The following is a 13,928-nucleotide window of genomic DNA, read 5'->3' as shown; positions in this document are numbered from 1 at the left end:
CTTGTGATTAAAATCACGTAGTTCACAACTGAAAATGATTATCATTAATTTATCAACATTTATAAGGGGCTGTTTATGATGGATAAGAAAATAGTCGAACTGGATGTTCGCGACGATTTGAAAAATAAGCTTGAGCCATTCCAAAAAATAATGGAAGCTATTTCGGGGCTTAATGAACATGATGTATTTATCCTCCACGCGCCTTTTAAGCCTGTTCCCCTGTTTCCCGTCTTGAAAGCAAAAGGATTCGAAGCAGTAAGTGAGCAAATTGAAAAGAAGCACTGGAAAGTGGTTTTTACGAAAAGAGGCGATCGCCAGTGATCTTGGATAATCGCGGATTGGAGCCGCCGCAGCCAATGATGAGAACGTTAAAAGCCCTCGAGTCCCTGCAACAGGGGCGCGTCTTAACGATTATCAACGATCGTCGGCCCATGTTCCTGTACGAGCAATTAGATGAAATGGGATACACGCATCGTACGGTACAAAATGCTGACGGAAGTTACAGAATCGATATTACGAAATTAAGCAGGTGATTGGTTTGATACCAAATAGTATCGGCAGTGAAACAAATATAAAACTGCCGCTGTTCTTTATCTGTTACAGTTTGTTTGCCTTTGTGATCTCCCAAATCATTCTATTATTAAACGGAGAGCAAATGATTTCCGGAAGCTTTCGGATTCCGGCTGTCTGGTCTGCAGCTCATCTACTCGTTTTGGGCTGGGCGCTGATGATTGCGATGGGTTCGATGTACCAGCTTGTTCCTGTCGTTTTTTTAACTCCGATATGGAACGAACGCTTTGGTTTTTTTCAATTTGCGGTTACTGCAGCAGGTATCACCTGGTTTGCAGCTGCGCTGTATTTCGCACCACAAACAGCAATGATCCCGGGAGCAATAACATTAACGGGAATCATCTTGTTTATCATCCAAATCATGATGACGTTAAAGAAACAGGCGCAAGCAAGTATGATAACGCTTTTTGTAGGAACTGCATTATTTTGTTTATTTGCAACGATCATGCTCGGGATTACTCTCATATTGAGCATCAAAACCGGGTTTGCAGCCGCAATGTATCCTGCGATTTTTAAAACCCATCTATTGCTTGGGCTGGCCGGCTGGTTTACGCTGCTTATCTTTGGTTTCTCTTACAAAATGGTCCCGATGTTTTCCCTTTCCCACGGCTACCCGATGTGGCAAGCCAGGCTGGTTTATTGCTTTTATGTATTTGGGTTGGTTTGCACGGCCTTATCTTTTTTCAGCAATGAACAATGGTTGTTCATGATCGGATTTTTGTTTCTATTAATCGGATTTGCCTGTTTCGCCTCGCATATGGCGCTCATTTTAAAAAAACGGATTAAAAGAAAGCTCGACAAACCATTTTTGTTCTCGCTTTTTGCGATATGTTGCGGGCTGGCAGTTCATCTTGTGGCATTTGGATCCGTTATAACAGGGACATTCTCCAGGCTGGCCGGACCGTTTATCGCGGCCTATTTCCTGCTTTGGATCGCTTTTAGCATCATTGGCTATCTATTCAAAATTGTCCCGTTTCTATGGTGGACTCACAAGTACAGCAGCGAAATCGGCAAAAGGGACGTTCCTGTTTTAAAGGATATGATTAATGAAAAGATGGCTTTACCGCTGTTCTTCGCCTTATCAGCCGGGGGGATAATCGTTTTTGTTGCCCTTTTATTTGGTCTGAAAGTGCTGTTTTATCCGGGCCAATTTCTCTTCAGCCTGGCAGCTGTAGTTTTCAGCGGAACTATCGCATCGGTCCTAAAGAAATAGAGATGCAGAAAAGTTTTCAGCATCACTTAGCGCTTTCGCAAGGCGCCCCTAAATTATTTTACACAAACATGAGGAGGCTAATAAAAATGGATTTAACAGAACATGTACAAAAGAATTTAAAGAGAGTGCTCGACCCCGAATTAAACATCAATGTAGTCGATCTCGGCCTGATCTATGATATTTCCTTTCCAGCTGAAAAACAAGTCAATGTTACGATGACACTTACTACGCCAGGCTGCCCGCTCCATGACAGCATTGTAAATGGGGTGAAATATTGTTTGGAAGAATTGGAAGAGTTTAATTTGGCGGATGTGAAAGTGGTGTGGGAGCCGGCCTGGTCACCAGAAAAAATGACTCCAGAAGGCATGAAAGCACTTGGAAGATAATGGCCAATACAACTGAATCTACGAAAAAGTTAAAAAAACAGCGGTCAATTCGACCGCTGTTTTTGATATCCTTCTCACTGAGTTACTTTTGTCGGCAAAGCGTTTTTGATCAACTCGGTGACGTGTGCAGGCTCTTCTTTGTTGATCAGGATGTGGACACTTCCTTTATCTTCGTGCGTCCTGATCAGCCGGCCGATCCCCTGTCTTAGCCTTAATAGCATATACGGCAGATCGACGTCATGAAACGGATCTTTGGACTCCTCACGTTTTGCCGAAAAAACCGGGTCATTAGGTGGATATGGAAGCGAATATATGATCACGTTTTCGAGGGCGCGGCCCGGGATGTCAAGCCCCTCCCACATATGGACCGAGCATAAAACGGATTGCTCATTATTTTGGAATTTGGACACAAGTGCGCTGATCTCTGCATCCCCCTCAAAATAAATGGGAAAGCCCGTTTTCTCGGCCGCATATTCCCGGAAACGGTTTAAATCGTCTTCATTCGTAAACAGGACAAGACCCCTGCCATCCGATTGTTGGAGCTGGTTTAATGTGTATTCGAGCCGTTTTTGGCGGTCATCCTTTGCAAAGCCCGGGATGTAGATTTTCATGTTTTCCCCGTAATCAAAAGGCGATTCCACAGAAAATGATAAAAATGTATCAATCCCGAGGCTTGTTGCAATATAATCAAATGATTTGTTATCTGATAATGTTGCCGAAGAGAAGATAAATGGCTTTTTCTGTGCAAAAACCTCTTCCCTCATAATTTCTTCAACCATCCGCGGCATAATGACGAGCGTTCTTTCTCCCTTGTTTTCTTCAAACCAGTTGATCCCTTTTGTTTCTTTAAAGAAAAGTGATAATGAATAGGTTATTTGTTCTAAATATTCCTCGACAATTTTCAAATCATAATCATTAATAACATACATCTCACTGTCAAACACCAACTCTTCCTGGAGCTGGTTAAGCAGGTTAAATAATCTTTTACCCTCCTCCAGAAGGAGCGGAGTCTTTATAACCATTTGCTTTTCTGAACCGTCAGTTATTTGTGAGGCAGCCTGTAATACTGCAAAAAAATGTTCGTTTTGGACGAGAGATTCTTCGATGCAATAAAGGGTATTTTCCCTGACATCGTTGGCTGTAAGTCTGGTAAGGAGCTTGTCCAGCGTCTGTTCAGCAAAGCGATAGGTTAACGCTTTTTGCGCAGCATATTCCAATAGATGCCCTTCATCAAAGATGACTGCCGATGATTCCGGAAGTAACGGGAGCTGCCCCTCCCTTTTTCGTGATTCTTGTGTCCAAATGTGCTCCATATAGAAATCATGTGAACAAATAATTAAATCACTTGAGCCACGATAGAATTCCCGATGAAGGGTTTGTCCGCAGCGATGCCGTTTTGAGCAACTGAAGCAATCCTGAAGAGAATCCCAGCCAACTTGTTTCCAAGTCTCATCCGAAATACCGGGATAGTCCTTCCGGTCACCATATTTGTGGAACTTTTGCATTGATGATCCAGTGCCGACAAAGTCCGGGAGCTCGTCAAAAATCGCACCGTAGGGACCGCTGTCATTCCTTAAAATAACCTCATCAAGCTTATTCAAGCATAAATACTGATCCCGCGATTTTGCGAGGCGGACATCGATATTTAAATTTAAAGCTTTTTCAAGCTTGGCAATATCGCCTTCTTTTTTGACCAGCTGTTCAATCAATGTTTCATCGGCGCAGGCAATAATTGCCGGCTTATTTTGGTAGCGCGCGTAACAAATGGCATACAAAAGGTAGACGATTGTTTTCCCTGTCCCGACGCCGGCTTCCGCGAACATGACCTGTTTTTCTTTAAACGCTTTTTCAAGCTGAAACGCCATAAAGATTTGTTCATCCCTAAGCTCGAAACCTGCTTCAGGCAAAATATCGTAAAAAACGTCTCCAATCCAATCATTAAAGACATTAAAAAAAGAATCTGTTTTAGAAATGGCAAATGGCAGGCGCCCTTGCATAATACCCCTCCGAACCGGCACGATAGCGCCATGAAAAACGCAAGCGCCCTAATGCAGGGCGCTTGCACCTTAAATGGAGCCAGCCTTTATATTTAAGATTTGGCTCTCCTCATTATTACAATTATCAGTGCCTTTTAAACGAGACGCTAACAACCATTGTATCGTAAAGAGCCGCTTAGTCAAGAATCATCGCTGAAGAAATTTCTGGTTATATGTAGAGAATACGAAAAAGAAACGCCCTGTAAGAGACGTTTCTCCCGGATTGCTTATTTATGAATGGAAGACAATGAAAACGACAATGCTTGCTGCAATTGTTCTCTCGCAGCTTCCAGGTTCATTAGGGCACCGTCAGCAGGTTTATGCTCCTGCTTAATGGTTTCAATCGTAGCCGCAAGGGCTTTTGAAATTTTATTAAAGTCAATGGTCGAATCGTACATGGTATTCCTCCTGGCCAAAAAGATACTGATATTTTATTCGGCCAGGAGATGTTTTATACCGGTTTTCCCTCATTGATTATCTTTTGAAATTTAGAAAGTTAAGACCATTCTTCCGTTAACTTTACCTTCTTCAAGGTCTTTAAACACTTCATTAATGTCCTCTAGTTTGGCTGTTGTGATTGTCGTTTTCACCTTGCCGTCTGCAGCAAATTGCAGTGCTTCCTCAAGGTCCTTTCTTGTTCCGACGATAGAACCGGTAATGCTGACACCGTTTAGAACTGTGTCAAAAATCGGCACTTCAATCATTTCAGGAGGAAGGCCTACCGCAACGCATTTTCCGCCTCGCTTCACGGCACGATATGCTTCATCAAATGCGCGTTTTGAAACGGCTGTACAGATAGAAGCCTGGACTCCGCCAATTTCACGCTGAATGAAGACCGCAGAGTCTTCTGTTTTAGGATTGATAACCAAATCAGCTCCCAATTCCTTTGCAAGCGCTAATTTATCATCAAAAGTATCAACCGCGACTACTTTATTTCCCATCGCTTTCGCATATTGGACGGCAACATGGCCTAATCCACCTATTCCATAGATAGCTACCCATTCTCCAGGCTTAGCTTCACCTACTTTTAAAGCTTTGTATGTGGTAACACCGGCACAAAAAAGCGGCGCTGCTTCAACATAGCTTAAATTATCAGGAATTTTCACGGTATATCTGCCATCTGCCACGCAATATTCAGCATATGCCCCGTCGATAGAATAGCCGGCATTATGCTGATTAAGGCATAATGTTTCCCTGCCGGAGAGACAGTATTCACAATAGCCGCAAGCGGAATATAACCATGGGATTCCGACACGGTCACCCGGTTTTAAATGTTTAATGCCGTTTCCTACTTTAATTACTTCGCCTACACCTTCATGTCCCGGAATTAAAGGCAATTTTGGTTTTACAGGCCAGTCTCCATGCGCTGCATGCAAATCAGTGTGGCAGACTCCACAGGCGTGGATTTTCACAAGTACATCTGTTTCCCCAACAGCTGGAATGGGAACATTTTCGACTGTTAAATCCTTCCTGAATTCATGAACTACTGCTGCTTTCATTTTTGTGTCATGACATGTTTCACACATCTCGTTCACCTCTTTGGAGAATTAGAAAAGCAACTTTATTATTGCGCAAACATGTTTATCTGTCATTAATTTTGTGAATGTATTCACAAAATTGTTTATTGTATTCGACAAATTTGTTAACAATTTACTTTTATCTTGAAATTAAAAAAACAGCCTGGCTCGGCTGTTTTTTTAATTATAGTTTTGGAGGTCTTTTCCCCCAATATTGATAGAAATCAGTCCGGATAAAACCGTTGAACAGCTTTCTTTTTTTCGTTGCCGGCTTGCCGTACAAACTTTCAAAATCAGGATGGGAAGTGAGGATATAAACTGACCATGTCTCGTGCCTGGAAAAGGCCTTGCCCATTTCCCGGTACATTTGTTCGACCTCCACTCTTTCCCCAAGCCTTTCGCCATATGGCGGATTTGCGACAATCACGCCGTATTCACTTGTCGCCGTAAAGTCGCTTACTTGCCTTTGTTTAAATGAAACCAAATCACCAAGTCCTGCTTCAAAGGCGTTCTCTTCGGCAATTTTCACCATCCGATGGTCAATATCCGTGCCGAGAATATCGAGCGGTTGCTCATATTTTGCAACATCTTCTGCTTCGGTTCTGGCGTTCCCCCAAATGGCCTCAGGGATCCAGTCCCACTTTTCCGAGACAAATTCCCGGTTAAACCCTGGAGCGATGTTCTGGCCGAGCAGGGCAGCTTCGATTGGAATTGTGCCTGAACCGCAAAAAGGATCGATAAAAGGCCGGTCCGGCGTCCAGTTGGTTAGCATAACGAGCGCTGCAGCCAATGTTTCCTTTAATGGCGCTTCCCCCTGGTCTACCCGGTAACCACGGCGGTGGAGCCCGTAACCGCTCGCGTCAATCGTCAAGGTGGCAACATCCTTTTGCAGGGCGACCTCGATGCGGAAGAGCGAACCAGTTTCTTCAAACCAAGTATTTCTTTTGTAATGGCGCTGCAGCCGGTCGACAATCGCTTTTTTTACGATTGCCTGGCAGTCTGAAACGCTAAAAAGCTTCGATTTGACCGACTTTCCGCTCACGGGAAATTCGGCATCCTCCGGCAAATACATTTCCCATGGAAGAGCTTTCGTATTCTCAAATAACTCATCAAAGCTCTCTGCTTTAAATTCTCCCACTTTTATTTTGATTCGATCTGCCGTGCGCAGCCATAGGTTTGTACGGGCAATCGCCAGCTCATCTCCTTCAAAGCTGATCCTGCCGTTTTCAACTTCACATTCATAGCCCAGTGCGCGGACTTCTTTTGCAACTAATGCCTCGAGTCCCATTGCAGCGGTTGCAATTAAATTAAACTTTGCCATTTTCTCACCCTTTTTTCCGTAATCCAACACATGAAGTCCCGATTATGTATGTCATGATTAATATCGCCTTTATGCCGGTAATTTAGCCGTTAAATGAGGCTAATAGATAAGAAAAGCTCTCCTGATAAGAGGAGAGCTTTTAGTTTTATAAGTTATGCATCCCAACAATAACGTTCTGTAAGCCATGTTCTGTGCCCCTGTACTGCAAACGACAGTTGTCTCGTACGAGGGCGGTAATCATCTATCTACAAATTGACAAGCCAATTTGTCCTTCTCCTCGTTCAATTCCTAAGAGAAAGTGCCCCTACCATTATTTGGGTTTCTCGCTCGTGGGGTTTACCTCGTTCCACCCTTTTTATTTCTAAAAAGGCTACGTCACTGTGGCACTTTTACAGGTATTCACGCCTTATCCATGAGGACTTAGGCGTTTTTCCGGCCGTCAGCTTAAATCTCGTTCAAGCTGCCCTAGCTTATGAATTGGCTAGGCACGAACACTACGGGCATCGCAGCCCGTGCGAGCATGGACTTTCCTCTACAGTGTCACTATTGTTCAACTGCAGCGATTACCCGAACGCTACTAAAGGATTACATTCCTTATTATAAGCAAGACGATGATCAAAATCAATGGCATTCATCATGAAAATGAGTAAAAATGTGTCAATCGTACAATTTGCTGCCAAATACATGCTTTTCCAGATTGGAAAGTCGCTTTAAAATATCAAAATTCGTCGTTCCGGCAGTCGCCGCTGGAGCAGGCTGGCGCCTTGTTGACTCATCAAGCTGCTTTCTCAGGCGCAAATTTTCTTGCTGAAGGTCTTCAATCTCCTGGTGGAACGTTTCATAATCTTTTATGATTAAATCTAAAAACTTGTCGACATCCTCTTGCTTGTATCCGCGCATTCCGGATTTGAACTCTTTTTCTAAAATGTCTTTTGCAGTTAACTTCACTTTATCGGATAACATCGTATTCACCTCAAGTATCGCCAATCATTACATTATATTTTTTCAAAAATAGCTGCTTTTGTCAATTTTTCTTTCAAAGATCTCGCTAAAATTGCCGTTTTTCTTCTTCTTCTTGCTCGACAGCCAGTTGAAGATCATAGAAAGTAATCAGACGGATCTCATATGGATGCTTTTCACGGTAGGAAAGAGCCGTTTCATACAAAAATTTAGGACTTCCTTCCTTTTCGTGATCATAGAGAAGCAGAAGCAGCTCACTCTTTTCCACAAAAAACTGATTTTTTAAGCGGAATTGCCACTGATTCTCATAATTTTTTTTTGTAATCGAATCAACAAAATCAGCTTGTGAAACGACAGATTCATACCATTCTTTATTCTTTTCGTTCCATTTGGCTTCCTGGTTAAGAAACGGTGTAATCACACCAAGCTTAAGCTCGGGAAAATCAAGCTGAAGTTCATAAACAGCTTCCGCTGCCCACAATTCAACCCCGAGCTGTCCGCTGATAATCACCCATTCCAGCCCTGCTTCGACAAGTGGGTATAGCTGCTTTTTGATTGCCGTTTTTATGTAAGCTACTGCAGGATTGTTTTGCTCGAATATTCCTAACTCAAATGGTTTATAGCCAGATATCGCTGCTACTTTCACCAAATTCAAATGCCCCTTTTCTGCAATATCCGCCTGTACACCCTATTATATTGAAGGTTATCCCAAAACATGTGTGAACGTGAAAATTTTATGTAAAAGCACAAGGACCTGTGACGGCCCTTGTGATGTTGAAATTATCTTCGTCTTCGCCAGTTTGGAGGAACTTGCGCCTGGCCTGGCATGTATTCAGCCCCGGCTACCGCTCCTGGACCGAAAGGTGGAACCGATCCTGGTGGATGATAAAACTGCTGGTTCGAAACGTCGTTTACAAAAGATTGTGTCTGCGGGAAGTAGTGCTGGTGCTGATAGTTTAAGTGATTGACTGTTGTAGTATGGGTCGGATGAATATGAGGTACTACATTGTTCATAAAATTATGTTTCACACAGCACTTTGTCGGGTGAACAATTGCCGGCAAAACATGATTCGGTCTGCAATGCATAGAAATATCCCCTTTCCTAAATAGTCTGGTTACATTATCAGCCTATGAAGCAAGGAAGGTTCTTGTACTAAGGAAAATACCTATTTTTCATAGAAAGCCATGGTTGTAAAACTCTTATAGGAAAGTATAAAAACTGTCCTTTAAAGCTGTGAAAATAAATACCGTAAGACAAATAACCACAAAGAACATAAACAAAACTGCCTTATACATGTAATCAGCCCCATAGTTTTTTTAGCTGGAACATTCCATCCAACTAACTATTTTACAGGTTTCGACATGAACAGACAACAAGGAAATTAGTGGTTTCCCATAAGAATTTATTAAAATTTTGGTACAACTATCAACTCATGATTCGTTCTGTTTCAAGGCGATCTTTCGAATCAGCCTCGCTTTGCGATGGAGCAGGCGGCCAAGATTTTTTTCGTTTTCCGTTTGTTTTTCATAAAATTCCAGCGCCCGATCGGTAAACCCCAGCGCCTCTCGATAATTTTTATCGTGATGCTCGACAATTTTCGCTGCTTCCACCAATGCTTCAATTTGCTGATGTTCATTTCCTTCTGCAGCTATTTCTATGAATAATTTGCGAGCCAGGCTCCAATCGTGCTGCTGTTTATATTGATAAGCCATCGCCAGCTTTGCTGCAACCGCAGCCGTTCCGGTGCCGTCAATTATTCCTAAAAAGCTGTTGGCGGCTTCCTCGTTGTTTCCAACCGATGCATACCATCTGCCAACCTCGAACGTTTCCTTCGTTGTTTGCTGTGTATCTTTACGCAGCAGCTGGAAGGAGAGATGTGTATAGAGGGTAATCAGCGATAGGATATCGATTTCATTATGCTTGATGATCCCAAACATTCCTTCTGGATTTTTTCTTTCAACAAAATCGAAATAAATGATTGGTGCCAGAAAACCGGGAATATCATCGATCCTCTCGACCTGCAAAATTTCCTTTTCAACGATCGAAAGCTTTAAACGCTCCAGCTTATGCTTCCAGAGCCTTCGCGACGCATGGTATAAATCAAAATGGCCAAAAAGCGGAAGCTTTGGGACATGTTCTCTGATCAAGGTGTGTCTCGTTTTGACCTGCGGCCAATCAAATGACTTGCCATTGTAAGTAACAAGCGTCTGATAGTTTACATTTTCCAAAAAGCTTTGATAGAGGGGAATTTCTGCACCCGGATGGGGTAAAATATGCTGTTTTACGACTATGTGATCATCGCTAAAGCTTGCATGTCCAAGCAAAAAAATCGTATTGCCTGTCCCCCCGCCCAGCCCGGTCGTTTCTGTATCAAAAAAGAACAAGTCCTGAGCGTTACAGCCTGCTGCAGAAAGAGGGTGGACAATATTTGTGTGATTCCAGAGCTCGACCGCTTCCAAAAAATCGGCAAATACATATTTGCCATGCCGGTGTGATAATGGGTAGCGGACTTCCCTTATCAAGCAATAGCTGTTATCAAAGTAATATGGGGATGTATTTTCTTTTACCCAGTCAGTCAGGAAGGGTATTTCTGACTGGCTGGAAGAATCAATGATTGGCACCCGTTTCATCGCCGATTCACCCGAAGACGCTAAATGCGGCTTCAATCTATTTAGCTTATTTTTCAACGTCATTTCTATCACTTCCTCGAGATTCCCGGACAAACAGCTTGCCCTTTGTTAAAACTGGTCAAGAAGCTGCAAGCTTTTTTCCTTCGCTTTAATGCCTTCTATTTCTGTTCCTATACAGGAAGGACAGCCGTCGTCGCATAGGCATTTTGCTATTAAATTTTTCGCGGCCGCCTTGATTTCATCAAAGCGTTTATAGACGTCTTCTGCCAGACCGATCCCTCCCGGGTAATGATCGTATAAAAAGATCGTCGGCAATTGTGTATGGGCTGCTTTTATTTGTGATACTACATGGACATCGTTTCGATCGCACATGACGTGGATCGGGACAATATGTTTAAAGACGTTTGCTATTCCCATCAGCAGCTGTTCCAGCGCCTTTTCACCTAGCTGAAGATCAAGTTCTTTCAGCTCAAGCCAGGCAGCGCTCGTATGCAATTCTTCTTCTGGCAAATGGATCTGGCCATATCCAACATTTTCAAACGTTGTCAGCTTGATTTTTTTAAATATGCTTGGAAGGATATTGATTGAAACATCGCCAAAGTTAATCGCCGTTGCCTTTCTGTTTGACGTCCTGTCTATTTCTAACACCTTAAGCTGAACGGCAAGGTTTGCATCGGTATAATAATCTACATCAACTTCCCTTACATAGGCTTTTTTATGATCCCAGTCCAGTTTTTCAACCTGGTATTGTATACCTTCATGCAAGTATATCGCTTCGTCGTGCAAAAGGGTCATTGCGCTAAAGCGATCCATTTCCCCGATGATTTTCACATCTGCGGTCGACGATTGGTCGATAATCACGACGTTTTCCTGTGAAGCGGACCGCAGGCTGATATTCGATGCCGGAAAGGATTGATTGGCCCAGTAAAATTTATCCCCATTCTGGTGTAACACTTGTTCTTCCGTCAGGTATTCCAGTATCTCCGTTATATCCAATGGGCCAAATTCTTCGCCTTTTTTAAAAGGCAGTTCATAGGCGGCGCATTTTAAATGATCGACTAAAATGATCAGGTTTTCCGGATTGATCCTCGCAGCTTCGGGGGACCTATCGAAAAAATAGCCGGGATTCTGGACTATATACTGGTCAATGGGCGTACTGCTTGCGACCATTAAAATCAGGGCTTCCCCATGCCTTCTTCCTGCCCGTCCGGCCTGCTGCCATGTACTGGCGACGCTTCCGGGATATCCTGTCATAATGCAGACCTGCAGCTGGCCAATATCTACTCCTAATTCTAAGGCATTCGTACTGACAACCCCGAGAATTTCTCCGTCCCGAAGGCCCTTTTCTATCTCGCGCCGCTGCTTTGGTAAGTAACCGCCCCTGTATCCTCTGATCGATTTCGTCCCGATTTCTTTTTTAACCAGTTCCTGTATATGGCTTAAGATAATTTCAACCCTCACCCTGCTTCTTGCAAAGACGATCGTCTGTATTCTATTTTTTAAAAATTGTTTGGCGAGACTATGTACTTCTACCGTAGCGCTTTTCCTGATATTCAAAGGCTTATTCACAAGAGGAGGGTTATAGAAAACAAAGTGCTTCCTGCCTCTTGGTGCCCCGTTGTCGTCAATTAAGCGCATTGGGTTTCCTGTAAGCTGTTCCGCCAGTTCCTTTGGATTCGCAATCGTCGCCGATGTACAAATAAAAATTGGGCTGCTTCCGTAAAATTTGCAGATTCTTTTTAAGCGCCTTATCACATTCGCCACATGACTGCCAAACACGCCCCTGTATGTGTGCAGTTCATCAATAACGATATACTTAAGATTTTCGAACAGACTGACCCATTTCGTATGATGGGGAAGGATAGCGCTATGGAGCATGTCCGGATTCGTGATCACGATATGCCCGGCCTTTCTTACGGTCTGCCTTATCGCCGGTGATGTATCACCATCGTATGTATAGCTTTTTATATCCATGCCCATTTCATTTATGATTTCATTTAGCTCGCTTTTCTGATCCTGCGCCAATGCTTTTGTCGGAAATAAATAAAGCGCACGGTTTGTTTCGTCTTCCGCGATAGCTTGCAGTACTGGCAAGTTATAGCAAAGCGTTTTACCCGAAGCAGTAGGGGTCACTGCGACAATATTTTCGCCTTTTTGCAAAGCCTGAAAAGCGGTAAACTGATGGCTGTACAGTTCGTCGATACCCCGTTTGGACAAGGCCGCTTTAATTCTTTCGTGAACAGCATCGGGTATTGGCTTCGTCCGGGCTTCCTGCGGTTCGATTTCGTGCCAGTTTACGATATTTTCGTTTTTCCTTAATTCATCGATCAGTTCTGCCAGTGTTTTCTTTCTCATTCGCTACACCTCTTTATACGATATAGTTTAGCGAATATTTGTTTGCATGGCTACAGATAGATTTTAACAAAAAAAGGATTTAATGATGTTTCGATTTCATTTCCACACTCGGCACCCCACTTTTCTTATACAAGCCTGCTTTTCTCCACTAATCATACTTATATTAAAGCTGTGAGCGAAGGGCTTTTTTGTTAAAATATTAAGTAAGCACGTGAAAATGAGGTGAAGGCGATGTACAGAGAGGAAATAATAACAATACTTTCCGAATTTGGCCTTTTTCGTGAAATGAGCAGACAGGAAATAGCGAAAATCGCTGATATTTCGATTTCCAGGGAGTGGAAAAAACATAGCCATATATTTATGCAGGGTGATCCGCTCGACAATGTATATTTTATTAATGCAGGAAAAATAAAGATTTATAAGAGTGACATAAACGGAAAAGAGCAAATCGTGGCAATTTTAAAGAAAGGAGAAATGTTTCCGCACGTAGGCTTCTTTCGCAAGGGCGATTATCCCGCATATGCGGAGGCTCTGGAAAAATCAATTCTGGTTGTCGTGCCGATCACCCAGTTTGAAAAGGTATTAATTGAAAACCCCGAGCTGTCAATCAAGGTGTTCAGAGTTCTAGGTGAAAAAATTGTTGATCTGCAAAACCGCCTTGAAGAACAAATATTGAATAATACATATGAACAAATAGTTAAGCTGCTTGTCCGCCTTGGCGAAAACCATGGTCAGGAGCGGAGTGATGGCACCATCCTCCTGAAAGGGGAATTCACCAATAAAGACCTTGCGAATATGATTGGAACGACAAGGGAAACCGTCAGCAGAACGCTCACTAAAATGAAAAAGGACGGATTAATCGAAGTCGACCGCCACGGCGATTTCATTCTGGCACCCGACAAGCTGCTTGAGGAATTTTTTTGATCAAAAACTGTTTTC

At 43.0% G+C, this 13,928-nt stretch carries 14 protein-coding genes and 1 other RNA gene; 5 read left to right on the top strand and 10 right to left on the bottom strand.

Annotation, left to right across the window (positions count from 1 at the left end):
• The first annotated feature begins 78 nt into the window (after positions 1-78).
• The 4 genes from CVD23_RS15970 to CVD23_RS15955 all read left to right on the top strand — a co-directional run bounded on the left by CVD23_RS15970 (position 79) and on the right by CVD23_RS15955 (position 2,169).
• The gene (locus tag CVD23_RS15970) at positions 79-321 is read left to right on the top strand and encodes a DUF2249 domain-containing protein (RefSeq protein WP_101579548.1); all 243 of its coding nucleotides are present in this window, start codon (positions 79-81) and stop codon (positions 319-321) included.
• Entirely contained in the window at positions 318-533 is a 216-nt protein-coding gene (locus tag CVD23_RS15965; protein ID WP_101666543.1) for a DUF2249 domain-containing protein, read from the top strand. Before CVD23_RS15970 ends, CVD23_RS15965 begins: the two co-directional genes overlap by 4 nt.
• Positions 530-1,783 carry a hypothetical protein gene (locus CVD23_RS15960; protein ID WP_308314943.1) on the top strand — a complete coding sequence of 418 codons (1,254 nt, stop codon included), beginning with the start codon at positions 530-532 and terminating at the stop codon, positions 1,781-1,783. The genes CVD23_RS15965 and CVD23_RS15960 overlap by 4 nt, the downstream gene beginning before the upstream one ends.
• Before the next feature lie 86 nt (positions 1,784-1,869).
• Positions 1,870-2,169 (top strand): metal-sulfur cluster assembly factor, encoded by a 300-nt coding sequence (locus CVD23_RS15955; protein WP_101579546.1) that lies wholly within the window; start codon positions 1,870-1,872, stop codon positions 2,167-2,169.
• 74 nt (positions 2,170-2,243) lie between these two features.
• Here CVD23_RS15955 and CVD23_RS15950 read toward each other — a convergent pair whose 3' ends face one another.
• From CVD23_RS15950 to CVD23_RS15910, 10 genes are all read right to left on the bottom strand, one after another.
• Positions 2,244-4,166 carry an ATP-dependent DNA helicase gene (locus CVD23_RS15950; RefSeq protein ID WP_101666541.1) on the bottom strand — a complete coding sequence of 641 codons (1,923 nt, stop codon included), beginning with the start codon at positions 4,164-4,166 and terminating at the stop codon, positions 2,244-2,246.
• A 266-nt stretch (positions 4,167-4,432) separates the two neighbouring features.
• Positions 4,433-4,603, bottom strand: coding sequence for a hypothetical protein (locus CVD23_RS22025; RefSeq protein ID WP_180955684.1), 171 nt, complete (start codon positions 4,601-4,603; stop codon positions 4,433-4,435).
• Positions 4,604-4,693: 90 nt separating this feature from the next.
• Entirely contained in the window at positions 4,694-5,704 is a 1,011-nt protein-coding gene (gene adhP / locus CVD23_RS15945) for an alcohol dehydrogenase AdhP (RefSeq protein WP_101578805.1), read from the bottom strand.
• A 202-nt stretch (positions 5,705-5,906) separates the two neighbouring features.
• Positions 5,907-7,043 (bottom strand): THUMP domain-containing class I SAM-dependent RNA methyltransferase, encoded by a 1,137-nt coding sequence (locus tag CVD23_RS15940; protein WP_101578767.1) that lies wholly within the window; start codon positions 7,041-7,043, stop codon positions 5,907-5,909.
• A gap of 173 nt (positions 7,044-7,216) precedes the next feature.
• An RNA gene (gene rnpB, locus CVD23_RS15935) (RNase P RNA component class B) lies at positions 7,217-7,618 on the bottom strand.
• Between the two features lie 82 nt (positions 7,619-7,700).
• Complete coding sequence (gene gpsB, locus CVD23_RS15930; RefSeq protein ID WP_101578768.1) at positions 7,701-8,006, bottom strand: cell division regulator GpsB; 306 nt, start codon at positions 8,004-8,006, stop codon at positions 7,701-7,703.
• Between the two features lie 85 nt (positions 8,007-8,091).
• Positions 8,092-8,652 carry a DUF1273 domain-containing protein gene (locus CVD23_RS15925; protein WP_101666540.1) on the bottom strand — a complete coding sequence of 187 codons (561 nt, stop codon included), beginning with the start codon at positions 8,650-8,652 and terminating at the stop codon, positions 8,092-8,094.
• Between the two features lie 131 nt (positions 8,653-8,783).
• On the bottom strand, positions 8,784-9,089 hold the full coding sequence (locus CVD23_RS15920; protein ID WP_101666539.1) for a spore coat protein: 306 nt from the start codon (positions 9,087-9,089) through the stop codon (positions 8,784-8,786).
• A gap of 345 nt (positions 9,090-9,434) precedes the next feature.
• Positions 9,435-10,697, bottom strand: a complete 1,263-nt coding sequence (locus tag CVD23_RS15915) for a ribonuclease H-like domain-containing protein (protein WP_101666538.1) — start codon at positions 10,695-10,697, stop codon at positions 9,435-9,437.
• Between the two features lie 45 nt (positions 10,698-10,742).
• Complete coding sequence (locus CVD23_RS15910; protein WP_101666537.1) at positions 10,743-12,989, bottom strand: DEAD/DEAH box helicase; 2,247 nt, start codon at positions 12,987-12,989, stop codon at positions 10,743-10,745.
• Positions 12,990-13,220: 231 nt separating this feature from the next.
• Between CVD23_RS15910 and CVD23_RS15905 the strand changes: the two genes are divergently transcribed.
• On the top strand, positions 13,221-13,913 hold the full coding sequence (locus CVD23_RS15905) for a Crp/Fnr family transcriptional regulator (protein WP_101578773.1): 693 nt from the start codon (positions 13,221-13,223) through the stop codon (positions 13,911-13,913).
• Positions 13,914-13,928 lie beyond the last annotated feature (15 nt).

It is taken from the genome of Bacillus sp. V33-4, from assembly GCF_002860225.1.
In the GTDB taxonomy this organism is placed as follows: Bacteria; Bacillota; Bacilli; order Bacillales; family Cytobacillaceae; genus Bacillus_BJ; species Bacillus_BJ canaveralius.
Note: the sequence above shows the minus strand (reverse complement) of the source record. Positions and strands in the feature narration are given on the sequence as shown.